At 49.5% G+C, this 25044-nt stretch carries 21 protein-coding genes; 11 read left to right on the forward strand and 10 right to left on the reverse strand.

Annotation, left to right across the window (positions count from 1 at the left end):
- Positions 1 to 85 precede the first annotated feature (85 nt).
- The 3 genes from rsmD to F457_RS12695 form a co-directional block, all read right to left on the reverse strand.
- Positions 86 to 703: a 16S rRNA (guanine(966)-N(2))-methyltransferase RsmD gene (rsmD, locus tag F457_RS0108770; protein ID WP_018980763.1), complete on the reverse strand. Its 618-nt coding sequence runs from the start codon at positions 701 to 703 to the stop codon at positions 86 to 88.
- 3 nt (positions 704 to 706) lie between these two features.
- Positions 707 to 1486: a pseudouridine synthase gene (locus F457_RS0108775; protein ID WP_051081329.1), complete on the reverse strand. Its 780-nt coding sequence runs from the start codon at positions 1484 to 1486 to the stop codon at positions 707 to 709.
- Between the two features lie 62 nt (positions 1487 to 1548).
- Positions 1549 to 2124 (reverse strand): LysE family translocator, encoded by a 576-nt coding sequence (locus tag F457_RS12695; protein WP_083912750.1) that lies wholly within the window; start codon positions 2122 to 2124, stop codon positions 1549 to 1551.
- 172 nt (positions 2125 to 2296) lie between these two features.
- Between F457_RS12695 and F457_RS0108785 the strand changes: the two genes are divergently transcribed.
- From F457_RS0108785 to F457_RS12700, 3 genes are all read left to right on the forward strand, one after another.
- Positions 2297 to 2773: a nucleoside deaminase gene (locus tag F457_RS0108785; protein WP_018980766.1), complete on the forward strand. Its 477-nt coding sequence runs from the start codon at positions 2297 to 2299 to the stop codon at positions 2771 to 2773.
- A gap of 65 nt (positions 2774 to 2838) precedes the next feature.
- Positions 2839 to 4353, forward strand: a complete 1515-nt coding sequence (locus tag F457_RS0108790) for a Do family serine endopeptidase (RefSeq protein ID WP_018980767.1) — start codon at positions 2839 to 2841, stop codon at positions 4351 to 4353.
- 305 nt (positions 4354 to 4658) lie between these two features.
- Complete coding sequence (locus tag F457_RS12700) at positions 4659 to 6263, forward strand: carbohydrate porin (protein ID WP_018980768.1); 1605 nt, start codon at positions 4659 to 4661, stop codon at positions 6261 to 6263.
- Positions 6264 to 6347: 84 nt separating this feature from the next.
- On the opposite strand, the gene F457_RS0108800 is transcribed toward F457_RS12700, so the two are convergent.
- Complete coding sequence (locus F457_RS0108800; protein WP_018980769.1) at positions 6348 to 7412, reverse strand: threonine aldolase family protein; 1065 nt, start codon at positions 7410 to 7412, stop codon at positions 6348 to 6350.
- Between the two features lie 138 nt (positions 7413 to 7550).
- Here F457_RS0108800 and F457_RS0108805 point away from each other — a divergent pair, with 138 nt between their 5' ends.
- The 3 genes from F457_RS0108805 (at position 7551) to F457_RS0108815 (ending at position 11361) form a co-directional block, all read left to right on the forward strand.
- On the forward strand, positions 7551 to 8456 hold the full coding sequence (locus F457_RS0108805; protein WP_245539135.1) for a bifunctional 5,10-methylenetetrahydrofolate dehydrogenase/5,10-methenyltetrahydrofolate cyclohydrolase: 906 nt from the start codon (positions 7551 to 7553) through the stop codon (positions 8454 to 8456).
- Positions 8457 to 8674: 218 nt separating this feature from the next.
- On the forward strand, positions 8675 to 9766 hold the full coding sequence (locus F457_RS0108810) for an HlyD family secretion protein (protein ID WP_018980771.1): 1092 nt from the start codon (positions 8675 to 8677) through the stop codon (positions 9764 to 9766).
- Positions 9763 to 11361, forward strand: a complete 1599-nt coding sequence (locus tag F457_RS0108815) for a DHA2 family efflux MFS transporter permease subunit (protein ID WP_018980772.1) — start codon at positions 9763 to 9765, stop codon at positions 11359 to 11361. Before F457_RS0108810 ends, F457_RS0108815 begins: the two co-directional genes overlap by 4 nt.
- A 20-nt stretch (positions 11362 to 11381) precedes the next feature.
- Here F457_RS0108815 and F457_RS0108820 read toward each other — a convergent pair whose 3' ends face one another.
- Entirely contained in the window at positions 11382 to 12014 is a 633-nt protein-coding gene (locus F457_RS0108820) for a TetR/AcrR family transcriptional regulator (protein WP_018980773.1), read from the reverse strand.
- Positions 12015 to 12136: 122 nt separating this feature from the next.
- On the opposite strand from F457_RS0108820, the gene F457_RS0108825 reads away from it, so the two are divergent.
- Entirely contained in the window at positions 12137 to 13711 is a 1575-nt protein-coding gene (locus F457_RS0108825; protein ID WP_018980774.1) for an efflux transporter outer membrane subunit, read from the forward strand.
- A 195-nt stretch (positions 13712 to 13906) separates the two neighbouring features.
- Here the strand turns inward: F457_RS0108825 and F457_RS12705 are convergent, their stop codons facing one another.
- The 3 genes from F457_RS12705 to F457_RS0108840 form a co-directional block, all read right to left on the reverse strand.
- The gene (locus F457_RS12705; RefSeq protein WP_018980775.1) at positions 13907 to 14638 is read right to left on the reverse strand and encodes a YfdX family protein; all 732 of its coding nucleotides are present in this window, start codon (positions 14636 to 14638) and stop codon (positions 13907 to 13909) included.
- A 170-nt stretch (positions 14639 to 14808) separates the two neighbouring features.
- Positions 14809 to 16242: a carbohydrate porin gene (locus F457_RS0108835; protein WP_018980776.1), complete on the reverse strand. Its 1434-nt coding sequence runs from the start codon at positions 16240 to 16242 to the stop codon at positions 14809 to 14811.
- A gap of 290 nt (positions 16243 to 16532) precedes the next feature.
- The gene (locus tag F457_RS0108840; protein ID WP_018980777.1) at positions 16533 to 17162 is read right to left on the reverse strand and encodes a trimeric intracellular cation channel family protein; all 630 of its coding nucleotides are present in this window, start codon (positions 17160 to 17162) and stop codon (positions 16533 to 16535) included.
- A gap of 131 nt (positions 17163 to 17293) precedes the next feature.
- Here F457_RS0108840 and F457_RS12710 point away from each other — a divergent pair, with 131 nt between their 5' ends.
- From F457_RS12710 to F457_RS0108855, 3 genes are all read left to right on the forward strand, one after another.
- Complete coding sequence (locus tag F457_RS12710) at positions 17294 to 18670, forward strand: purine-cytosine permease family protein (RefSeq protein WP_018980778.1); 1377 nt, start codon at positions 17294 to 17296, stop codon at positions 18668 to 18670.
- The gene (locus F457_RS0108850; RefSeq protein WP_018980779.1) at positions 18670 to 19563 is read left to right on the forward strand and encodes a CPBP family intramembrane glutamic endopeptidase; all 894 of its coding nucleotides are present in this window, start codon (positions 18670 to 18672) and stop codon (positions 19561 to 19563) included. Before F457_RS12710 ends, F457_RS0108850 begins: the two co-directional genes overlap by 1 nt.
- Before the next feature lie 235 nt (positions 19564 to 19798).
- The gene (locus F457_RS0108855) at positions 19799 to 20650 is read left to right on the forward strand and encodes a transporter (RefSeq protein ID WP_051081333.1); all 852 of its coding nucleotides are present in this window, start codon (positions 19799 to 19801) and stop codon (positions 20648 to 20650) included.
- A gap of 22 nt (positions 20651 to 20672) precedes the next feature.
- Here F457_RS0108855 and F457_RS0108860 read toward each other — a convergent pair whose 3' ends face one another.
- Both F457_RS0108860 and F457_RS0108865 read right to left on the reverse strand, forming a co-directional pair.
- Positions 20673 to 21362 (reverse strand): glutathione binding-like protein, encoded by a 690-nt coding sequence (locus tag F457_RS0108860; protein ID WP_018980781.1) that lies wholly within the window; start codon positions 21360 to 21362, stop codon positions 20673 to 20675.
- A 113-nt stretch (positions 21363 to 21475) separates the two neighbouring features.
- Positions 21476 to 23902: a TonB-dependent receptor domain-containing protein gene (locus F457_RS0108865; protein ID WP_018980782.1), complete on the reverse strand. Its 2427-nt coding sequence runs from the start codon at positions 23900 to 23902 to the stop codon at positions 21476 to 21478.
- A 264-nt stretch (positions 23903 to 24166) separates the two neighbouring features.
- Here F457_RS0108865 and F457_RS0108875 point away from each other — a divergent pair, with 264 nt between their 5' ends.
- Positions 24167 to 24838, forward strand: a complete 672-nt coding sequence (locus tag F457_RS0108875) for an epoxyqueuosine reductase QueH (protein ID WP_026294312.1) — start codon at positions 24167 to 24169, stop codon at positions 24836 to 24838.
- Positions 24839 to 25044: the final 206 nt, after the last annotated feature.

The raw sequence follows: 25044 nt of genomic DNA on the forward strand, positions 1-25044 counted from the left end.
AAACGACGGTATTTGATCTTCTAATGGTGTTGGGCGCTATATCATTAAATCGTAAAGAAAAGGGGATAGAGGATGGTTGCGTTCATCAGGAAATATGGGGCGTATGGTGCCATATTGTGATGCGCCCCACCCCGAAAGATCGTTGCGCGAGTGGGACGGGTGGTGGCGCGCTGTTCCCGGGGTAAAGATGCGCATGGAAGGCTTCAAAAGGCTCGTCATCTTCTGATTGAGGGGCTTGCTCTGTTTCAGCAACAATGAGCGCCCCCTCGGCAACCCAACCAGCACGGCTGAGCGCGCGCAGGCCCTTCTCGACCAGGCCTTTATGGTAGGGAGGGTCTAGAAAAATGAGCGTATGCGCTTTGGGGGCTTTGGGTGGGCGCGTGACGTCACAGGCGCGTAGGCGGGCGCGTTCGCTGAGTTTGCAGGAAAGCAAGTTGTCACGAAGCGTATTAACGCCTGTGCGGCTACTTTCCATAAAGGTCGCAAAGCGCGCACCGCGTGAGAGGGCTTCAAGCCCCAGCGCTCCTGTACCAGCAAAAGCGTCAAGCACAATGGCTTGCTCAAGCTGTTCACGCCCATACCATGGGGCGTGCATCAGCATATCAAACACAGCTTGCCGCATCCGTTGGGAGGTTGGGCGTGTTGTGGCTCCTTTGGGAGCGAGAAGAGTGCGGCCGCGCTGGGCACCGGCAATAATACGCATAGATTAGCGACGTTTCGCCTTGGTCATTTTGTCAGAAAAACTAGGGATTTGGTCTGCCAACACTCGGCTTGGCACTTCCTCAAGTTCGCGCGCCTTTAGGGGGCCAAGGATAAACGGCCCGTAAGAGAGGCGAATCAGACGGCTCACATGGAGGTTAAGCCCCATCATAACGCGTCGAATTTCGCGGTTCTTCCCTTCTCTTAAGCTGACAGTGAGCCAGGAATTATCGCCTTTGGTGGAATCAAGCGTTGCGTCAATAGGCCCGTAGCGCACCCCATCAAAGGTTGATCCTTTTGCAAGCTGGGCAAGGCGTTTTTCGTCCACAACTCCAAAGACGCGCACGCGATAACGACGCATCCATTGGCGTGATGGAAGTTCTAATTCACGCGCAAGTGCACCGTCATTTGTGAGAAGGAGCAGCCCTTCTGAGTTTAGATCCAACCGCCCGACACTGATGACCCGAGGCATTGCCTTGGGCAGTGAGTTAAAAACTGTAGGACGCTCTTCTGGGTCATGGTGGGTTGTCACCAGTCCAGAAGGCTTATGGTAGCGCCAAAGACGTGTATGTTGAGGGGGGTCAACGGGCTTCCCATCGACAATGAGAATATCGTGTTCCTGCACAAAGGTCGCAGGATGGGTGACCGCATGTCCATTAAGGGAAATACGCCCCTCGTCGATCATGCGTTCAGCATCGCGGCGACTGGCAACGCCACGACGCGCTAGGGCCTTGGCGATGCGCTCGCCGCGTTGTGTATCAGATGAAGAAGCTGAAGGATCGGTCATACGCACAGACATACCCTGTGGGCACTACGGTTTGCAATCCAGCTTGTGTAAATACTGTTCTTCTATGAAGAGCGTGACGATATAAAATGCCCGCCTAGGATAAAGAGAGTTGCACCGCTGAGGCGGTCTATCCAATGACGGAAACGCTGAAACTGTGCCGCAACTGGATGGTGGCTTACAAGGAGTGCAACGCCGCTAAACCATAAGAGGCTGAGGCCCATCATAAGCCCAACACAGCTGAGGCCTGCATAAAGAGGTGTATGAGTTGGGATTGAGGTTGCAAAGAGGGACGATGTAAAAATAGGGGCTTTAGGATTAGCAAGGTTGGTGAGTATTCCAGTGCGGAAAGAGTGCTGCGTCGCTTGAGAAGAGTCATTGGTGCTATGAAAAGGGACTGGATCTTTTGTCATGCCCTGGCGAATGAGTTGAACGCCTAAATAGCAGAGATAGAGCCCACCAGAAATTTTTAGGAGGGTGTAAAGAAGAGGGGACGCTTCAAAGAGAGCGTGAATACCGAAAAAGCCTGCCAGGCCCCATAGCCCGATTGCAAGGGTAATGCCACAAGAGACTTTAAGAGCGGCGATGCGTCCTTGCATCAGGGCTGTGTGCAGAACCATTAAACCATTCATACTGGGCATAATGATCGCTATTGTCCATAAGGCTGTCGCATTGGCAAAGATAAGAAGCAGGCTTGCATGCTTATAGGGTGTTCCTTGAAGGGGAAGACACAGAATGGATAGGCATAGTGTGACCTATGGCGTATTGAATAGAGCTATGGAAGAGAGGAAGAAAGTTTCGTTATCGCAAGCGATGCAGCATGCTTTGAAGCTTGCACGTGAGGCGTCTTCTGCGGGGGAGGTGCCTGTTGGCGCTATGGTGTTGTCACCTGAGGGGTATGTGCTCTCTGTGGCGCGCAATCAGGTGGAAGGCGATTATGATGGTTCTGCTCATGCGGAACTGTTGGCGATGCGACGCGCGGCTGCCGTGCTGGGCTCTGCGCGTTTAGTGGGGTGTACGCTTATTGTCAGCTTGGAGCCGTGCCCGATGTGTGCGGCTGCCATAAGTCATTTTCGTGTAGGGCGTTTGGTTTATGGAGCTTATGACCCCAAAGGGGGGGCTGTGGATCATGGGCCTCGGTTATTTCAGCGTAATTATTGCCTGCATAAGCCTGAGGAGGTCATTAGTGGACTATGTGAGCGTGAAGCGAGTGCGTTACTGACACATTTCTTTCAGCGGCGACGCTCTGGAACAATCGCTTCAATTACAGATGTTTCATCTAAGAGTTAGTTGCACAAAATACCCAACATCCCATATTAACAATACTCTCTATTTTCCATTTTCAGGATGTTGTGATGACCACGCCTTCCCGCTTTTCTCTGGCGCTTCTAGCAGCTCTTCCTGTCATTGGGGCAGGGGCGGCACCTCTGCCAGCTTTGGCGCAAAGCACACAAATTCACCCGCAAATGTCGGGTCAGGGTATTCCTGATTTTGTACAAATTGTTCATCAAGTGAAGCCCGCTGTGGTGTCAGTGACAGCTCATGTGCGTGAAAATGACGTACAGGGGGATGGAGATGGGCCGCCGTCAATGGGTGGTGGGGGGATGCCGTTTCCGTTTCCTTTCCCCTTCCAGATGATGCCTGCACCTTCTAACAGAACGGTAGAAGCGCGTGGGTCTGGTTTTATCATTTCTGATGATGGATATATCGTTACCAATAATCATGTGATTAACGGTGCAACCAAGGTGACCGTTAAGCTGGATGATGGCACTGTCTTGCCGGCCAAAATTGTTGGGCATGATGCGAAGACAGACATTGCGTTATTGCGCGTTAAGAGCCCCACAAAATTGCCTTATGTCGAGCTTGGTAATTCGGACGAAGTGCAGCCAGGGCAGTGGGTCGTTGCCGTAGGAAACCCTTATGGTCTTGGTGGAACAGTCACATCGGGCATTATTTCCGCATTAGGGCGCGATCTACATTCCGGTGCGTATAATGACTTTATTCAGGTTGATGCACCGATCAATCGGGGGAACTCAGGTGGCCCGTTGATTACGTTGGATGGCAAAGTTGTGGGGGTTAACTCCATGATTATGTCGCCTAATGGTGGCGGGTCGATCGGTATTGGTTTTGCGATCCCATCAAGCACAGTTCAGTCTGTTGTCGATCAGTTGCGTCGTAATGGCCATGTCGTGCGCGGATATTTGGGCGTAGAGGGGCAGGACATTACCCAGACGATGGCTCGTGCACTCAACCTAACGGATGCGACTTCTGGTTCACCATCTCATGGGGTGTTGATTGCTTCTGTGGCGCAAGGGGGGCCTGCGGAAAAAGCTGGCGTGAAGAGCGGAGATGTGATCACCGCAGTTAACGGCCATCTTGTGCGTAATGCGCATGATTTGTCTGTAAAAGTGGTCTCTATCGCACCGGGAAGTAAGGCTCAGCTTAACCTCTTGCGTGATAGTAAGCCGTTAACATTGACGTTTGAGGTCGGGAACCTCACGACGCATGGGCAGGATAATGGACGCAATACGCCTAATACAGCGCCATCAGGGCGTTTAGGTATTTCTTTGGCTCTGCTTACACCCCGTACGCGTCAAGAGCTTGGGTTGGATGAAAATGTAAAGGGTACCGTCGTTGCTGATGTAGCGCAGGGAAGCCCCGCTGAGCATGCTGGGATTCGTCCAGGCGATATTATTGTCGCGGTTGGGAATCAGCCAACGGCAAACCCTCATGCTGTTGTTTCATTGGTGCAGAGTGCCTTAGCTCACCAGCAACCACCGTTGTTGCGCATTCTGCGTGATGGGCAGCAACTTTTCGTGGCTGTTTCTCCTGATGGATCCATAGATGATGGCGATGATGAGGATAATTAATTCTTATTTATCAATAAGTTATAAGGTTATCTAGACTATCTAAGCCTGCTTTTACGGAGAGAGTAAGAGCAGGCCTTTCTTTTTAGGGAAGAGATATTTTTTCATAAAAAATAGCATTAATTGTCTTTCTTCCTTTTGGAGAGATGCATACGAGGGTAATAGAGGGTATGTCCTGCTAATCTGAAACCGTTTTTAGACGGAGGAAAGACCTGCCCTTCATGATTGAGCCGCTCTTGTTCCCTCGGATTACTGCCCATCTATTAAGGTACTGCGCTTTTCTTACAGTTGTAGGAGGTGCTGTGGGGATGCTTTTGGTTCCTGTTGAGGGAAAGGCGACGGCTGCATCTTCTCATCAAGTGGTAAAATCTGTGTCGAAGGCTCATAAAAAGGTTTCGGTGCATAAGGGAGCGTGGGCACTGCGCGGGCGGAATGGTTGGCGCCGTCGTGTATCGCCACGGCATCGTTGGCCTTCCTTCGATTACTATATGAGCCAGCAAAGAAAAGCCGATGCAGAGCAGGCTCGTTTAAAGGCAGAAGCTCAAGAACGTGAGCGTGAGCGGCTGCAAGCGCCTGTTTTGGCCGATACGCTGGGTGCTGTGCATAGTGCAACGACGCCTGACAAAGTGCTTGATAAACGTTCTGAATTGCCCCCTTCACTGAAATCGCAGCACTTTTTTGGGAATTGGGGCGGAGCCCAGCCGTGGCTTGCCTATCATGGCGTGCAGTTGATGGTGTCGGTTAATGAGGAGTTTGCTGGTAATATTACCGGTGGACGGCAGCGCGCCTCGACGATTACGGGACAAGTTGGGCTAGAGCTGCATATTGATTGGAGTAAGCTCGCAGGTATTCACCATCTAAAAACACATACCATCGTTGTGAATGGGCATGGGCAGAATGTCTCCGGTCTCTTTGGGGATACATATGCGGCTACTCAAGAGATCTATGGGGCTCGTGGTAATGTGATTGCCCATTTGGTCGCGATGTATGCGGAAACTTCCTGGTTTCACGACCGGCTTAATATCAATGCAGGCTGGATGCCTGTTGGGTCATTTTTTGCAGCATCTCCTCTCTTTTGTGACTTTATGAATGTGGCCATTTGTGGGAACCCTGCACCTAATAAATACACGAATGGCAACCGCGATTGGCCTTCGGGCAATTTAGGCGCAGTTGCGCGTGTCATGCCAACGTCCGACACGTATATTATGGGCGGGCTGTTTGCTGTGAGTCCTCATGCTTACACTGGGGGGATCTCAGGGTGGTCATGGGCGCAGGATGGACTGGGGAAATTTTCCACTCCGGTAGAAATTGGCTGGATTCCTAGTTTTGGGAAGCATCATCTCGTAGGGCATTATAAGATTGGTTATTCCTACGATAATTCACGACAGGTTAATCTTTTTAAGGACATTTACGGAGGGTCTTGGCAGGCATCAGGGCAGCCGCGTCGCTATCAGGCAGGGATGAATAGTGCGTGGCTCATTATGGATCAAATGCTCTGGAGGCATGGGCCGGGTGATACGAATGGCCTTATTTTGATGGCTGGTGCGATGTACACAGATGGCCAAACAGTGGCTATGCACGACCATACATGGGCCGGGCTTGTTGATAGTGGTAAGCTGTGGGGACGTCCCCTCGATACGATGGGGATTATGTGGCAGCATTTTGATATCAGCTCAACAGCGGTACGGCAGCAGGAAGCGTCGCTTGCGTTGGGTCAGCCATTCCAGCCGACGCGTTGGGGGGCGGTGCCTGGTGTGCAGAGCCATGAAAATGTGTATGAATTTTTCTATAGTATCCACGTAGCGCGCGCGATGGCTTTTCAGCCGGACTTCCAATATATCCAACGCCCAAGTGCGACGACAGTCTATCATGATGCTGCCGTATTAGGCGCTCAGTTAAGTGTTTCGCTATAAGATAATAGGCATAGGAACATATCAAAGAAACGGTCCGTCTCTTCATCGTGAAAGCGGGCCGTTTTTGTTTTTCCTCAAGCCCTATTAAGCAGTAAGACTGTCAATCAGAGCATCTATATCATCAGGGCGTGTGTAAAAACTCGTCACAAAGCGGACGAGCTGCCCGGGAACCCCCTCCGGTGTGGGGTAATGGTAAAAGTGATAGCCCTCATCATGCAGCTCTTGGAGGAGAGGGTGAGGCAGAACAGCAAAAACTTCGTTGCTTTCCGTCGCAAAAGGAAGATGAGCCGCAGGATGCCGTTTGAGGGCCTGTACAAGGCGTTGACTCATCATGTTGGCGTGGTGAGCGTTCGTTAACCACAGCTCATTGTCTAAGAGAGCGAGCAATTGCGCACTAAGGAAGCGATGTTTAGACCATGTATGGCCCGCGCGTTTGCGGAGGTGCGGCATAGCGTTGAGCAGAGGGCGTGTGCGGTCATTGAGGAAAAAGACCACAGCTTCTGCAGCCATAGCTCCTGCTTTTGTGCCTCCAAAGGAGAGCACATCAACACCGGCTTTCCACGTGGTTTCAGCGGGAGAACACCCAAGATGAGCGATGGCGTTGCCAAGACGTGCGCCATCAAGATGTACAGTGAGGCCATGCTCATGGGCTGTAGAGCTAAGCTGTGAGAGCGCATCACAGGAATAGGTTGTGCCCCATTCTGTGGCTTGTGTGAGGGACAGGGCTTGGAACGGTGGAGCGAGAATGCCCTTTTCCGCATTCTGAACAAGAGTGCTGGGCAGTGTCGCAGGATCCATTTGTCCTTGCGCAGAGGGAATGCCGACTAGCTTGGCACCATGAGTAAAAAACTCAGGGGCTCCACCTTCGTCAGAGTTAATATGAGCGCTTTGATCACATAGAATCCCACCATGTGGCGCGACCATGGCTGAAAGGGCGAGGGAGTTTGCTGCTGTCCCCGTCGCAACGGGGAAGACCTCGACCTCTGCCTCAAAAACTTCTCCAAAACGGGTCTTCAGTGTTTTAGAAAATGTATCTTCTCCATAGGATGGGACACCGCCATGATTAACGCGGCTTAAGGCTTCCATCACTTCCGAGCAGACCGGTGTGACATTGTCACTGGCAAAGTTCTTTCGTATGTCCTCAGACACTGGGAGTTCCTTATCATCCTGCAAGACGGCGGGGAGAGAATACCACCGATTGGTGCCCTCTAGCGAAAAGAAGAGGGTTTGTCATGACCTTACCCCCTTATATATGGGGTAGGACTATTGGGCTTTGGAGTGTGTAGCATGTCAAGAACTGAAGTAAATGGAATGTCTGCCCCGCAGGGTGAAGCCGTGCGCATCGATGGGAAGGCTATGGCGAAAGCGATGACCGAAGAGATTCGCCAAAAAGTCGATGTGCTGGTTGAGCAGGGCCACGGTCTGCCTGGTTTGGCTGTCGTATTGGTGGGGAATGATCCAGCTTCAGAAGTCTATGTCAAAAATAAAGCGCTGCAAACTCACCGTGCGGGTATGCGCTCTTTTATGCATATGATGCCTGAAAGCACCTCTCAGGATGAGTTATTGCGTCTTATTGCTGACCTAAATAGCAATGAGAAAATCCATGGTATTCTTGTTCAGCTGCCTCTGCCAAAACAAATTGATCCAGCCATTGTGACGAATGCGATTGATCCTGCAAAAGATGTGGATGGGCTTGGGGAAGCCAATACAGGCCGTTTAGCGTTAGGGTTAAATAATGGGATCGTGCCTTGCACGCCTCTTGGTTGTTTAAAGCTTCTACAATCTGTCCATCAGGACATGACGGGCCTTCATGCTGTGATTATTGGGGCATCTAATCTGGTAGGTCGCCCTATGGCGCAGCTTTTGTTGCAGCAAAATTGCACGGTATCAATTGCTCATATCCATACGAAGAATATCCAAGAGCTGGCACGTCAGGCCGATATTCTCGTTGTCGCTACCGGAAAAGCAGGGCTTGTGCGGGGTGATTGGATCAAGCCAGGCGCTACGGTGATTGATGTTGGTATTACGCGTGTACCTACAGCAGAAGGCAAAAGTCGCTTGGTGGGAGATGTGGTTTTTGATGAAGCACGCCAAATTGCAGGGCATATTACACCTGTGCCTGGTGGTGTAGGGCCTATGACGATTGCGTGCTTGCTCCATAATACGTTCCAAGCGGCACAGGGTGCTCTTTGAAAATTTCTTGTTATAGAAATTTTAAAGGAGTTGCGTACTTACTTCTTATTTACTGCTCAGAGAAGTGATTATTTGTTGCTTGTCAGACGTGTAGCGAATGTGTCATTGCTCTATGACCGGTCGGTCATTCTAACGTAAAAAACGCTCTTACTAAGAGAGCGTTTTGGAGTACTAGGATGCCCTCCCTGCATGGATAACCAGTAAGATAGAGGTGCAGCATGGAAAATGGCGAAGCGCAGAGCGAGTCGCAATCAGGGAAGGATGCGGCTCCCCCAAAAGGAAGCTCCGCCAAAAGAATGATTTTGGTTCTGTTAGTGATCATGGTTTTGGTCGGTATCGGCCTTTATATGTTTTTCAATCGTAATAAAATTGATACAGATGATGCCTATACGACAGGGCGGAAAATCTCCATCGCAGCCCATGTAAGTGGGTATATCTCTCATCTGATGGTCGATGATAACCAATTTGTGCATCAAGGTGATCTGTTGGTGCAGATTGATGGGCGTGATTATATAGCTCAGCTGCACCGTGCTGAGGCATCTGTCCAGCAGGCTGAAGCTGATATTACCGCCTATAATGTGCTGTCCGCTGTTGCGCGCAAAAACTTTCCCGGTCAGTTGCTTATAGCACAAGGGAGTCTTTCTGCAGCGAAAGCACGTTTGTTCCGTGCACAAAGGGACTATGAGCGTCAGCGGCGCGTAGATCGTGCAGCAACGACCCAACAAAATATTGATATGACCCGAGCGGCCCTTGATGAGGCCACGGCCGCTGTTGTGCAGGCACAAGGGCAGTTATTACAGGCCGAGCCCGTGCATGATAATATTGCAAATGCTGATGCCCGTGCCACGCAGGCGGATGCGTCGTTAAAAGCCGCACAGGCTGACCTTGAAGCGGCACGGCACAATGTGGAGTGGATGGATGTTCGAGCTCCTCATGATGGTTGGATTTCACAACGTAATGTGGAGCAGGGCACTTTTGTTCAAACGGGGCAGGAGATGTTCTCCATTGTAACGCCAGATGTTTGGATCGTTGCTAATTATAAAGAAACGCAGCTCTCTCGTATGCGGCCCGGTCAAAAAGCTGAGATTGAGGTTGATGCCTATCCGCAGCTTCATCTGAAAGGGCATGTTGATTCGATCCAGAAAGGATCGGGTGAATCTTTCAGTGCGTTTCCTCCTGAAAATGCAACAGGGAATTTTGTGAAAACGGTTCAACGTATTCCAGTCAAAATCCTAATCGATGAAGGTTTAGACCCTCATTACCCGCTTTCATTAGGGATGTCGGTTGAGCCGATAGTGAATGTGCAATGAGTGATGATGTTGCGACAACGTCTTCGGGCGAGCAAACAGACCGCAGCACATGGAAGCCTCGTCACAACCCGTGGTTAATTGCGGTTGTCGTGACCTTAGCGGCTTTTATGGAGGTGCTGGACACGACGATTGTGAACGTGGCGCTGCCTCATATCGCCGGGTCATTAGGGAGTTCCTACGATGATTCGACGTGGACGCTCACATCTTATCTAGTTGCAAATGGGATTGTGCTGACCATCTCGGGCTGGTTATCCCGGCTTTTTGGGCGGAAGCGTTATTTCCTTGTCTGTATTGCAATGTTTACGTTGTCGTCCTTCCTGTGTGGATTGGCGACATCCTTGCCCATGTTGGTGATTTTTCGCTTGATGCAGGGGTTTTTCGGTGGAGGGCTTCAGCCTAGCCAACAGTCGATCATCTTGGATATTTTCCCACCAGAAAAGCGTGGGGCTGCGTTCGGTCTGACGGCTATTGCAACGGTTGTCGGCCCGGTTCTAGGGCCTTTGCTGGGAGGGTGGTTTACAGATAATTACTCATGGCGTTGGATTTTCTTCATTAACGTTCCTTTTGGGCTCATTACCGTTTTGGCAGTGGCGGCTTTGTTGGAAGATCCACCATGGGAAAAAGCACGTCGTGAACGGATTGATGTGATTGGGATTAGCCTGATCTCTATCGGCCTGGGTTGTTTGGAAGTGATGGCTGACCGTGGTGAGGATGATGACTGGTTTGGGTCTTCTTTTATCACGACAATGGCTGTTCTGGGCGTTGTATGCACGGTGGGGGCTGTTATCTGGCTTTGCAAGGCAAAAGACCCGCTTCTACGCTTGAGTGTCCTGAAGGATCGTAACTTTGCTATTGGTACAACGATGATGGGGGTTATGGGCATGTTGCTGTACGCCTCTGCTGTCATTATGCCGCAATTTGCGCAGCAGGTTCAGGGTTATACGGCAACCTTGTCTGGGCAGCTGATGGCACCTGGTGGTGCTGTCGTGATTTGCCTCATCCCTATTGTGGGAATGCTGATGAAGCGTTTTCAGATCCGCTATATCATTGCCTTTGGCTTTCTCTTTATGGCGTCGTCGTTTTTGCTCGCGGCGAACCTTTATTCTGATGTGGATTTTACCCATCTTGTTCTTTATCGCGTGCGGCAAACAGCGCCTTTGGCTTTCCTCTTTGTGCCGATTTCAACCCTTGCTTATGCAACATTGCCGCCGGAGTTGAATGGGGATGGATCGGCGTTGTTTAGCATGGTGCGAAACTATTTTGGTTCACAGGCCATTTCGCTCTCAACGGCGGCGTTGATAGAGATGCGGCAAGTGCATCAGACAGATTTATCGTCACATGTGGTCGCCTCAAAGCCAGAAGTGCGCTCTTATCTTGCACAGGTTCAACAGGTAGCAGAGGCTCATGGGCTCGCTCCGTTGCGTGCCCATGCTTATGCGATAGCGCATATGTACCAGGACTTTGCCAGCCAAGTATCAATGTTGGCCTATAATCAGCTCTTCAATGTGTTGGGGATTTTGGCTCTCTGCATTGTTCCGCTCTGTTTCCTTGCCTCTCCGATTAAGGGAGATGGTCAGAGCAGCGGGGGGCATTGATGAAACGAAAACAGCTTGCGTCAGTCTGGCGCATAGATACGCAAAAAGCATTCGGCTGTGCGTTGAGCAATTTTCTTAATATGAGCAGGACTGCAATCAATAGGCAGCGACAGGCGATGGCGTTGCACGATGCGTGTCTGACACATCAACAAGAACTGTTCTGCTGCAAACGAAGGATCGTCAACAAACAACGTGCCCTTGGTTGTTTGGCGGGTCAGCCAGCCTTGCATGTTCGAGAGCATACGGCCAATTCCATGTTTCCAAAAAGTTTCTACCAGATTGGGGAAGCGGGGAGCATCAACCAAAATGATGCGGTACAGTCCAACGGAGTTATGGTCCAGCATCAGATGGATGGTCGCTTGTGTCAGTTGGAACAGAGCGTCTTCGATACTCAATGTGTCGTCATGAGCCAAGTTTTCAAGAACACTCAGCCGAGTCTGACATGTTTCCTCAAAAAAGGCGGAAAACAAGGCCGCTTTGCTTTCAAAATGATTGTACAAAGCGCCTTTGGAAACACCAGCTACATGGGCGATTTGCGACATGGAAGCACCACTATAGCCGTTTTCGATAAAGACAGTGCCTGCACCACGCAAAATTTGAGCGCGTTTGGTGTCCACGCTGTTGGAAGCTATTTCCGAACCTGTCTGCGTCATAGTCTACGGCTGGCCTCTCATGCTGTTCGCCTTATTCGACATATGCTGACCCAACCGTTCGGTCATTGCAAGCCTTCGTATGCCTCCCTTACGTCTCTCTCATCCCTGTCAGGAGCTATTTTGTGAAAGACCGCCGTTCCGTATCATTAGTTGGTCGTTCTCTCCTTAATCCCGTTTTTTATGGGACGCTGTTGCTCACTGTGAGTGGATGCATGGTGGGGCCTTCCTATCATAAGCCGCATTCTTGGGCACCATCGCGCTACGATATGCACAGCCAAGATCATGGCCATGCATCAACGTCGAGTGTGGTAACGCAGGCCCCGATGGCTGATGATTGGTGGAAAAATTTTCATGATCCAGAACTTTCATCACTTGAGGAGCGCGTGGCGACGCAAAACTTAAATTTCCTGCTGTCGTCGGCAAACCTGGCGCAGAGCCGTGCGCAGATGATGATCGCAGGGGCTGAGCGTTTCCCTAATCTTTCGGCTCAAGGGTCGTATCAACGATCACAGCACAGCACTCAAGAACTTCGTGAAATTTTTAGACGGGTTGGACGTAATATTGGTGATAAGCTTCCATCCGGTGCTCCAGGGGTTTCGGGACGTGATTTCCTTGCTGGTGGACAAGAAGCGAATGTGCCGTTGCTTAATCAATGGCAAGATAAAATTGATGCTACGTATGAGATTGACCTATGGGGACGGGTCGCTCACCAGTACCAAGCTGCTAAAGCAGTTTCCCAAATGAGTGAAGAAGAACAGCGTAGTGTGTTAATTGCCCGTCAGGCTGATATGGCGCGCGATTATCTTCAATTACGAGGTGATCAAAAACGGCAAACAATACTAAGAGATCAATATCAGACTCTTATGCAGCTCCGCCAGTTGAGTGACAATCGGTATCATACGGGATTGGTGACGGAGTTAGATGTGGATAGCGTTAACGCGCGTTTACATGATTTGGAGGCACAACAGGCGAGCCTGGATCAAAGTGTTGCACAAGAAATGAATGCGATTGCGTTACTGCTGGGGGCTCCACCGCAGAGCTTGAATGGTGAGCTGACAAAAACTGCAGCTATTCCAACGCTTCCTCCGTTCGTACCGGCTGGCCTGCCTTCAGAATTAGCGCAGCGTCGTCCTGATATCCGTGAAGCGGACGCTCATTTGCGTGAGACTGTTGCAGAAGTGGGAGAGGCAACGGCGGATTTCTATCCTAAAGTAACTGTAACGGCCGATTTCGGTGTTCAGACACTTTCTTTTCGTGACCTTGGTTTTTGGAATGCGAAAGCTTGGAATGTAGGGCCTACGATTTCTATTCCTGTGTTTCAGGGAGGGCGTTTGTTCGGCCAGCTTAAGTTGAAAAGAGCAGCGCAGCGCTCTGCTGCGATTGAATATCGTCAAACGGTTTTACAAGCATGGAATGAGGTTGATAATGCGCTGCAAGCTTATCATGACGAGCAGGTGCGTCATGATGGTTTAGCACAAGCTGTAGCGGATAATCAGCGGGCTCTTTCTCTTGCAACCAGCCAATATCGTTCGGGTTTAGGTACCTATTTGGATGTGTTGAACGCACAGACCCAATTACAGTCTTCTCAGCTCGATTTAACGGGGAGTGATGCTGTAATGGCCACGAATTTGGCTCGTCTTTATAACGCTCTTGGTGGGGGTTGGAAGAAAGAGTTACCGGAAGAAACACATCATTAAAGGACGTTGTGGAACAGAAGAATCGGTGTCAAGAGAATAAAGATATTTATTCACAGAGTTTTCCACAGGGAAAATAGTGGGGAAAATGCACCGTTTTTAGTGTTCATACAAGAGTTTTCCACAGAATTTGTGAACAAAAACCCCCTCCTACATTGGAGGGGGTTTTTATATGCACGTCATTTTGTGGGAGGTTGATTAGTGCTTATGTGCATTGCTGGCCGTAGCTTCTGTAATGACATTTTCAGACACGAAGACGAAACCATCAACCGCATCATTAAGGGCGGCCTGCACACCTTGAGAATTATTGGCTTTGGCGAAGGTCAGTGCTCTGTTAACGGCCTGCTGTGTATGGGTGAGCGGAGCAAGCGTGATAATGTAGTCAATTTCCTGACGGAGTTCACCGAGTGTTTGAACTGCTTGTTGGCTTTTTCCCGCTTTGAGCTGGGCATCAGCAAGAGCAACGCGGTTTTTCTTTTCTGGTGCAAGTGTCGTGCTCGCAATGATATCACCGCTAACGGGGATCCAGTCCGTGCGGCCTTGCTGTGGCACGTGATGTGGCGAGAGAGGGCGTTGAGGGGCGGGATGTAGGGCTTCCTCAGCGGCAATGAAATGCTCATCAGCCTTAGAAGCGAGCAATAAATGGGTGCTGGCTGCTGTTAATGCCGGAATAGCGAGGTGCGTCTGGCCAACAGCAACATCGTGATGGGCTTCTAAAATACTCAACAGTGCCATTTGTCCATGTTCAGACAGATGAAGAAAAGACTGCTTTGCCTCTACCTGTGCCCAATAATGCTGGACAGAGGGGATAGGCTGAGTTTCTGAGGGGGCAGCTGATGTAGAGGGCGTATTATTATGGGCGAGAGCAGGTGCTGCAGAGCCTAGTAGGAGAGTGGCTGCCATAACGTGATGAGAGAGATGAAAACGCATTGAACTATGTTCCTTTCATAAGTCAGCTCATGGACAGAGAAACGCCTAGAACATGAAGGCATCGTGTGACTAAGGACTGCCCCTTACTCTTATCGTACGAGCTTATTCCCCTAATAAGGGGAGGGTTATAGAAAATTTACACCAGTAAAAGTGATATTTTCGTATCTAGTTTAAAAAATTTCGATATGGCTTTTAAATCCTAGTAAGGCAGCATCACGGAGATTTCCTTGCCCATTAGGGCGGAAATAATATTCCATCAGTGGCTGGAAAATAACGCCACGCATGACATGAATAGCGTAGTTAACTTCAAATACACTCGTATGACGTTGTACGCCTGTTGCATGATTAGGAAGAGGGCGATTTTGAGCGATGAGGAGTTCGCCTGTTTTTTGAACACCTATGGGCATTTTTTCATAGGTAAAGGAAATGCCGAGTGTGTCATAAGGACGAGAGCGGAAAATACCACGGTCAATCACAGCTCCGTAAGCTTCCCATTCGCGAAGAGCCGTTTGGCGATCGTTATAGAGAAAACCGCCTAATACCGTGATGCCACGCTTATTGTTATGATAATGGTTCATAATATGCTGGTCAGCCATAATCCATGCACCGAAATTGTTACGATGGGTACGTGGAGCAAGGCGAGACAGAGCAAAGGGTGCACCGTTACGGTCAAAGTAATTGTCCGCGCTAGGGGCGGTCATGAGCACGCCACCAATTTTGAGATGCCCAGGGTAGGCATGGTAAAAGACAGGCTCAAACCCGATCTCAAAGGGTACGCGCACACCGTTAATATGACGATTGAGCCAAGCGAACCCCGTTCGATGTTCGGCTGCGGAGTAAATGCCTCGTTCAGCGGCATAGACACCAGCCTGCACATAGATGGATCGCCAGGGGCGCCCGCGTATCCGTCCGCCCCACACAGAGGCAGGATACCCGCTGGTAAACGAACTATCCGTTGCAGCCTTGGGCCGTCCGCAGATACTGCCATTTTGGAAGTTGCAGAAGAGGGGGCTGTTTTGGAAGTCTGACATTTCCGCCATTCGGCCAGCTGCAATATCTAACCGTCCGCCCCACAAGGTTTCTTCGCCATAAAGCATGACAAGATGGACGACAACATTCCCACCACCGCCATAATCTTCTGATGCGTGATTGAGCCAGTCTCCAAACATACGATTGGCTGTCGTGCCATAGCGTCCAACAGCGATGCTATGCGTGGAAAAGCCGCGTAGGCCCAGAATGCGCTCCCAGTCTATGTTGAGGGACATCGCATATTGTCCGGCATTGCTGGCCCCTTGCTTATAATTGGGAAAGCCAGGCGTTGGTTTTGTAATCGCTCCAGCAAACTCATTCATATTATCCAGCAGGAAGGCGATACCACGGTCACGTAGCCAGTCGGTCATGCCAAACCCATGTGGAAAGAGCGCTTCGGGACGTGCAAAAGGGGGAACGGCAGTAGTAAAACCATCATGAAGCGGTAAAGGCGTATCAACGCGTTCATAAGGTTCGTTACCGATAATGCGATCCAGCACTTGCGCCTGAGCGTGTGAAAAGAAGGTACATAATACGGCAAGAGTGGTGGCAATGATGAAGGATTTTCTGAACATAGGATTTTCCTTCACTCTGCCAAAAGGCTGGCCTGCAAGCGATAGGAGGGGAATAAACGGGCGCTCGTGTTACTCGGTACGTAGTCACTATGTGATGAGTGTGCAGTATTTGAAAATATGAGATCTGTCATGGTGCCCGCCGGAACAAAAATGCTGCTCATGCTGTGGTTTGAGCAAAAGATCGTAAGAAAGGCGTAATTTACGTGATTGTAACTCTTCTTGACAGAGAAGAGTGACTTTTTGAGATAGAACGCTCCTATATAACATTAGAAATAAGTGCATATAATTTGTTAGTGGTGATGATTCCGAGAGTAAGAAAAACTGGGCATTCTCCACTGAAAGCGGATTGATAGAAGCCGGAAAGAAAGTCCGACGATCATGGAGATGATGAGGCAAGTATCATCATTCGCTGTGAGATGTCGGCAGAGGAGATAAACAAGGCCTGAAGCAATAGAGGCTGTGGCGTACAGTTCAGAGCGGAAAACAAGTGGAATATCGTTGCAAAGAACGTCGCGCATAATGCCCCCAGCGCAGCCGGTGATCATACCAGAAAGTAAAACGCTGACGAATGGCAGATGGAGCATAAGGGCAATACGGCATCCAATGACCGTAAAAACCACCAAACCAATCGCATCTAAGATAAGGAAAAGCCGCTCAAACTTATGCATATGTGGAGCAATCGCAATGGTTGCGAGAGCGGAGAACCCTGTCAGCAAAGGGTAGTAGGGGTGGTTTATCCATGACAGTGGATAGTGATTTAAGAGAACGTCCCTTACAGACCCACCTCCTAGGGAGGTGACGCAGCCAAGAAAAAAGACACCAATCCAGTCCATATTACGTCGTCCGGCTAAAAGGGCGGCGGTCATGGCTTCAGCGATGATGGCGATTATGTAAAGAGTCGTATAGAGATCAAACGTCACGAGACGGGTCCTGTAGGTCGAGAGATCTGAAGGGAGAGAGGGTGCCATAGCTGAGATCAAGCTGTGGGGAAAGCTATTGTCTCAGAGGGGAGCGACTTCAAGTGCGACGAGAAAGTGAGAATACAGCGCCTATGAACGAATCTTTTGAAGCGCAAACCATTCATCCTATTCCGGCTGGTCAACGACATGGCCGTGCTTCTGATCTATTTGCGGTGTGGTTTAGCGCGAATATGACGCTTCTTACCGTTGTAACGGGAGCGTTAGGGCCAGCACTTTTTGGGCTATCGCTCCTGTGGTCATTGGTTGCATTGGTTATTGGGAATGCTGTGGGGGCGGTGTTTATGGCCCTGCATGCCGCGCAGGGCCCTCGGCTTGGTGTTCCTCAAATGGTGCAAAGCCGGGGGCAATTTGGCGTGTATGGCTCTGTCCCTGTGATTGTGCTTGTCGTGCTGATGTATATCGGCTTTGCCGCTTCTAATTGTGTGGTAGGAGGAGAAGCTCTGTCTCAGGTTCTCCCTGTGCTTCATGGGGTGAAGGGTGTTGCTCTGATCGCTGTGTTAACGCTTATTCCTTGCGTGTTGGGCTACCGGGCTATTCATATGTGCTCCAAACTGGCGAGTTGGGTCTCAGCATTGGGGGTTCTCTATGCCATTATGTGTGGGTTTGGGCGGCTTTCGTGGGGATTGCTGACAGATACACACGGTTCTGTAGCGGGTTTCCTAGGAGCGTTGTCCGTATCGGCGTTATGGCAGATTGCGTATGCCCCTTATGTATCGGATTCATCGCGCTATTTGCCTAATCAACAGGCTGCGGCCCGTCAGGCTTTTGGGGCGACCTATGGAGGCACGGTGCTTGGTGCGATCTTGCCCATGATTTTGGGGAGTCTATTAGCCATTTCATGGCCGGGAGCGTCGATAACGGGCAGTCTACTGCACCTTTCTGGAAGCTTAGGTGGAGTGATCGTGCTGATTTTAGCGCTCGCGATTCCACTGGCGAATGCCATGAGTGTTTATTGTGGTGCATTATGTAGTTTGACGTTGGTTCAAACGTTGCGACCGCATTGGCATTTTGGTTTCGTGGCTCGGTTGAATGCCACGGTTCTTCTTCTTGGTGCGGCCTTATGGATGAGCCTTGGTATGGCTGGGGACTTTTTTAAGGCTTATACGGCTTTCTTAGATATTCTCATGGCGGTGCTTGTGCCGTGGACGGCGATTAATTTGACTGATTATTATCTCCTTAAACAAGGCGATTATGACGTTAAAGCGTTCTTTGCTGCGGATGGAGGGCCTTATGGTCTGCTTAATGGGCGGGCCGTTGTGAGTTATGTGATTGGGGTTTTGGTAGAAATTCCATTCCTCAAGACAGGGCCTTATACGGGTTTTTTAGTGTCAGCTGTGCATGGGATTGATGTGTCTTGGATCGTTAGTCTTGGCGTGACAACGGGTGTGTATGGGCTGTGGTATTGGCTGCAAGAAGGACACGCACAACATTCTGTAGGAGAGCTGTAATGACGCGCTTATGGGCTTGTCTGCGTTGTGTGCTCTTTTTAGTTCTGCTGACGCTAGTAACGATAGTGCTTGTTTGGGGCGCTATGCATATCACTCAGGTGGCGCGTTCTGTGCATAGCCTGAAGGACGCGGGCGGATTAACACCTTTCGGCGTATTGTCGGGTGAGCTTATCCAACTTATTGCAGTATGCGTGGTCTCTGCTGTGATGGTGTATGGGCAGGCTTTTTTTCAAAAAGACTCTGCTGGCCAGCGCTCTTTTTTAAGGACACTTTTTCTTCATGATTCGGTATGGCTACGGAAAGGTGTTTCTGGCATGGGATGGGGTGCTCTGTGGGCTGGTGCGATCATTATGGTCATTGTGCTGTGCCAAGGGTACCAGACCCATCTTGCTCTATCGTCGGTAGGGCAGGCGCTTCTCTCATTATTGGCGTATGGGCTGACGTTTCTTGTGGTTGGGGCGACAGAGGAACTGATGTTTCGGGGATATCTGTATGCTCAGCTTGGTAAGGCATTTGGTTGGGGCTGGGCGTCTGTCATCACGTCTGTTTTATTTGGATTGATCCACATCCCGAGCGGGACACCTCTGTGGGGGGCGATTGGCGCTGGCTTAGCGGGTTACGTGTTTTGTTACATGCTGCGTGTTACAGGAAGCTTGTTTTATCCAATTGGTTTTCACGCAGCTTGGGACTGGGCACAGACGGCTGTTTTTGGCGTGAATGATAGCGGTCATGTCGCACATGATGCGCTTTTCCATACGGATATACACGGGCCTTATTGGCTCACAGGTGGAAGTGATGGGCCGGAGGCTAGTGTGGTTTGCTTTATGGTCTATGGGCTTCTTGTGTTCTATTTTCACAGACAATTACATAAAAACAGTGGGTTCATTCTCTGAATGATCACGGGCAGGAGGGGGTAAGCCTCCTGCTTGCTTTTGGGAGAAGAAAAACTAATTTTTCATTGATATATGTCAAAATAGAGATAAATTTTGTTTTTATTTAAGACAACTCTTATATGTTAGTAGAAAACTAATTCGTATACACTCGCCCCCCTGATAAAGGGCCTTGTAACGGGCCCTCTACGTGATGGAGAGTGTTATGCGTCAGTCCTATTTTGGTCTTACGGCCGTGATGGTGATGACCACACTAGGAGGGGCAATAGGGTTTAGCCCGGCTGAAGCCTCTGACATTACTTTGGCTGTCATTGGCCCTCATGAATACGACCTCCCTGTCGATTTCAAACCGTTTAATGTGTTTGTGCAATATGGTGACGGCAATGCGGCTGGCTCAGTGTATGATGGCCAAGGTAGGCGTCGGGCCCATGGGGGAAGCCATACATGGTCGGGGATGAGCAAATATGTGCATTTCCGTAGTTTTGATGCCATTCCCCATGTTGGCTTCGCTTTCGAAGTGATCCAGACGGAGAGTTATACGCTTGCTGATGGTAAAAATTACGGTGGGTTAGGGACGACTATCGTTGGGCCGGCGGTGTGGTTTAAGCCTAATAAGAACAGTACGTTTGGTATCCAGACTTTTATGGAAACACCAAGCGGAACGCGTGATGCAATTGCTACAAATTATTGGGGTAATTTATCAAGTTTTATTTTTGATTATGAATGGAAGCATTTTAGCTTTGATGGGGATGTTGGGGCAGTTGTGGCGTCCACGAAGCATATGAAAGGCCAGCATTCTTATAAGCCTGGGAATGTATTTTTTACGAATTTGCGTTTTGGGTGGAAAGCAACCCATGCGTTAGAGCCATTTTTTGCGTTTGACTGGCAAAACGCGGATGGGCTGTATGATAATACGTTGAGGCAATCCATCCATAATACAAGCGGCCGAGAAGTGGCATTAGGGCCGGGAGTGATGTGGTCGGTTAACGATCATCTCTCTCTCACTGCCCGCTATTCTCACTCGGTAGAAGGGCGAAACACCCCAGAGAGCAACGCCTATTATCTCAAGATGGTTTATCTCTGGCAGTAAAGCGCCCTTTGGTAAGAGAAGGTTATCGGGAGCGTTGACCGAAGAGAATATTTTTTCCCTTCTCAGTCACAGCTGGTTGAGCGCTGACATTTTGGCCCTTTTCATATGCTCGTTGAGTGGCAGGGCGGCTCTCAATGCTGCGTAGCCAGCGGGCTAGATTGGGGAAATCCCGGATATCTTGGCTCTGCACATGCCAGTAAGTCGCCCATGGGTAACAGGCCATATCGGCGATACTATAGTCTTCTCCACCGAGATAGGCACGGTCGGCAAGGCGCTTGTCTATCACGCCATACAAGCGGTTGGTTTCGTTGATATAGCGCTCTTTCGCGTAGGGAATGGATTGCGGGGCATAGATATTGAAGTGATGATTTTGCCCAGCCATTGGGCCAAGCCCCCCCACTTGCCAAAAGAGCCATTCCATAACAGCTGTACGCTCGCGTAGAGTGTTAGGGAGGAAAAGGCCGGTCTTTTCGGCGAGATAGAGCAAAATCGCGCCCGATTCAAAAACACTGACAGCTTCCCCACCGTCCTGTGGGTCGTGATCCACAATAGCGGGGATACGATTATTAGGGGCAATTTTGAGGAATTCGGGTGAGAATTGGTCGCCCGCGCTGATATTGATAGGGCAAAAACGATAATCCAGCCCGGCTTCTTCTAAGAAAAGTGTCACTTTATGGCCGTTAGGGGTTGGCCAGAAATAGAGATCAATCATGGATCAGAATCCTTCCTTCCCGCGTCTTGATGTGTCCTCACCACGCTAGACAAGGAAAACGGAGAGGGGAAGGGTATTTTGCTCAGAGAATACCCATAGGTCTTCATGACATATTAGAACTGTGCGGACACGGTGCCAAAAAACTGCCGAGGTGCGGCAACATAAAGATTGGCATTATTATCCCCGGTGAGTGAAGCCGCCCCGTAAACGCCTCCAATATAATTTTGGTTGAAGAGATTAGTGACCCCGAAGCTTGTTTTAAAGTTCTGAACAAAGCCCATTTTTCCGAAATCATAGCTCGCGGTAAGGCTGGAGCTCCAATAAGAAGGAATTTTGGTGTCATTTGTATAGGTTGTGTAGCGAGCACTGGTATAGGTTGTGTTGAAGTTCATAGAAGCATGGCCAATAGTGTAATTGACATTCGCCTTATACATAAATTTGGGATAATAAACTTGTCGCATTCCTTTAATGCTGACATTCCCCCCGCTAGCGCGATCATACAGATTTTGTGAATATTGATATTTAGCATCATTCCAACTGAAGCTATTGGTAATTGCAAGGCCAGGGAGGGGACGGATCGTGCCGGCAACATCAGCACCGTTCATGGTTTCGCGACCAATATTGGTGAAAGAACCGTAGGTATTGCGCCCTGTGGTGCCATTTGTGATGGCGGCGAGGCGATTATAATAGTCTGTATGGTAAAAATCAGCACTTGCTGAGAAGAAATGGCTGTTAAAGCGATAACCAATCACATAATTCCATGTGCGTTCTGGGCGGAGTTTGCTTTTATTGGCGTCAAAAACTGATTGAGCGGGGTTATTAGCGTTGCCAAGGCGCGTCCAAGGGCTGCCGCTAGACAGTTGATGCGTGTAATCATAGGCACGCATATTTTCAGCAATATCAATGTAAAGCTCGTGATGCTGGAGAAAGTGATAATCCAAGCTGACATGAGGGAGAAATGCGTTGGAAGCGGTCAGTGAACCTGAAGCTGGATGGACGTAATAGGTGTTCCATCCCTGAGCCGCGAGTCCGGCTGTATTATCGTAGGTACTGCCTCCGCGTGTTGTTTGTACAAGTGAGCGGAAGCCGGCGCTCAGGTCGAGACCATGGAGGGGCCTGTAGGTGTCCTGTAGATAGAATTGGAACGTGTTGGTGTTAAAGCTGTCACTAAACCATTTTTCGCCTCCACCTCCATGGAAGTGAATGGAGGAGCGAGCGTGATCAACGCCATCTTCATACACGTAGGCGGGGTAGCTGAAATGGTCATTTTCATACCATACCCCAGTTTTGATCTCGTTATGTTGGGGAGCATGGATGGAAAAGTTCTGAACAAACCCAATCCGCCGTGTTTCAGGCTTTCCGCTTTCCATAGCCATATTAACCCCGCTTGTCGGAGACGTAAGGTTGGGATCAGTCCCATTATACCGTCCACCGGAAAGATGCGCATAGGCGATGGTTTTGGAGTTCAGCCAGGAAGCTAAACGGAATTCTCCTGTCAAAGCGGTAAGGATATTTTCTTGTGTCTGGGTTCCATCATAGGCGAAATCACTGATCTCATCATTTGAGAGGATACCTTGATATTGTGGAGGGACGCCGCCATTTTGGGCATAATTAGCGTATTCTTTAGCGCGGTTATAGTCTGGTTTAAGATAGGTCGTGTTGCGTCCTAAACGCTGCCACATATTCTTTGTGAGGCCGAGATAGTTATATTCTGGCATGATGGAGTAGTCGAAAATTGCGGTGATTTTTCCTCGGTCTTGAAATGGCTGAACCAATTTTGCATTCACCTGCTGCTCTTGTTGATAGCCATAGCCTTTCCATAAATCCTGAGCGGTGCGGGCATAGGCGACATAAAATTTAGTGCCGCTTTTATTAAGCTCGCCACTATCGGCACGTACAAAAGTGCGGAAGCCGTTATAGCTACCAAACATTTGGCTGACCTGCCCGCCTGCTTTTTTCTTAGGATCGCTGGAGGTGAAGGTCAGCGCACCGCCAAGTGTTTGGGCTGACGGGACATCCAGTGCTCCTGCGCCTTGTGACATCGTAAGGCTGCTCACATTTTCCTGAATTTCAGCCTGATCAATCCCTAAACCGTTCCAGTTATGAAAGCCTTGCCCGCCAAGGGGAATTCCATCCAATGTCTCCCCAAGTTGGGTTTGATTAAAACCGCGAACATAGAGTGTGTTGGCGACCGTATCTAAGCCAAGAGCATCATCTGTTGCAAAATTAGCACCGGGTGTTGTGAGGGCTAACACTTGCAGTGGGCTTGTCCCCGTCACAAAATGATTAAGTGTGTCACGTCCGACAACTTCGGTTGCTCCATGAGAGCGAGCTGGATGGCGCATATGGACGCTTAACCGTTCTTCACCCTGAGCTGTGAGGCTACGAGGATGATGAGGTTTATGGGAAGCATGGATGAGGTGATGAGGAGGGTGAGCGGACGCAGACGTTGGTGACTTCTTAGCCAAAGCCTGCGGTGTTAAGCAGACACAAAGAAGAGTAATACCTGAAAGGAAAAAAGGCGTTTTTTCAGGAGTCATAAAACTCTCCTTTGTTATATTTCAAAATTGAAATGAAATTCACTGTGTAGGCGATATTTTGAATCGTCAATGATTTGATAATGCAACAATTATCAACAAGGCTTGTTCCAAAAGGGATGTGTCATTTGTACGACAGGTTTCCCTGCTATGTTATTGACTGTTGAGAAAGAGGAGATAGAAACCGGCATGAAAGAGCCGGTCTCCTATATAAAAGGGAGAGGGGTGAGAGAGGCTGAGGCCGTCTAATCAATGGAGAGCTATTTTATGAGCGATGTGGAACGTCCGATTCTTACCCCACCGGGGGGGCATAAAAAGGTGTTATTGCATTCATGCTGCGCCCCTTGTTCTGGGGAGGTGATGGAAGCGATGACGGCTTCTGGCATTGATTATACGATCTTCTTTTACAATCCGAACATTCATCCAGAGCATGAATATATCTTGCGGAAAGAGGAAAATATTCGCTTTGCAGAAAAGCATCATATCCCATTTATCGATGCAGATTATGATCGTGATAACTGGTTTGAGCGCGCTAAAGGGATGGAATGGGAGCCTGAGCGGGGCGCACGATGCACCATGTGCTTTGATATGCGTTTTGAACGCACCGCTCTTTATGCCCATGAGCATGGTTTCCCTGTGATGACGAGTTCGCTTGGTATTTCACGTTGGAAAGACATGAAGCAGATTAACGGCTGTGGAGAGCGCGCGACAGCTCCTTATGAAGATGTCAGTTATTGGGACTTTAACTGGCGCAAAAAAGGTGGTTCTGCGCGGATGTTGGACATCAGCAAGCGTGAAAAGTTCTATAAGCAGGAATATTGCGGCTGTGCGTATTCGCTCCGTGATACCAACACTCATCGTCGTTCTCGTGGACGTCCGGCGATTGAGCTTGGTAAGGAGTTTTATGGATATGAAGAAGCGCACGAGGATAAAAAATAAAATATTTTTTACAAATTGTACATCTCTCCAGAATTACGCCATGATTCTGTTTTATCTTTATGTCGGGTGAGAAAGAATAGAGCGCTTAACGTAAAAGCAAGCTGGAGCTGCTCTGGTGCTCTCTTTGTCTCCTTTAGCGTTGTGTACTAATTGAGGGTACGTATGAAAAAAACGGGATTAACCCGCAGAGGGTTCGGGTTTTCTTT

Origin of the sequence: Saccharibacter floricola DSM 15669 (genome assembly GCF_000378165.1) — a bacterium.
Taxonomy (GTDB): Bacteria; Pseudomonadota; Alphaproteobacteria; order Acetobacterales; family Acetobacteraceae; genus Saccharibacter; species Saccharibacter floricola.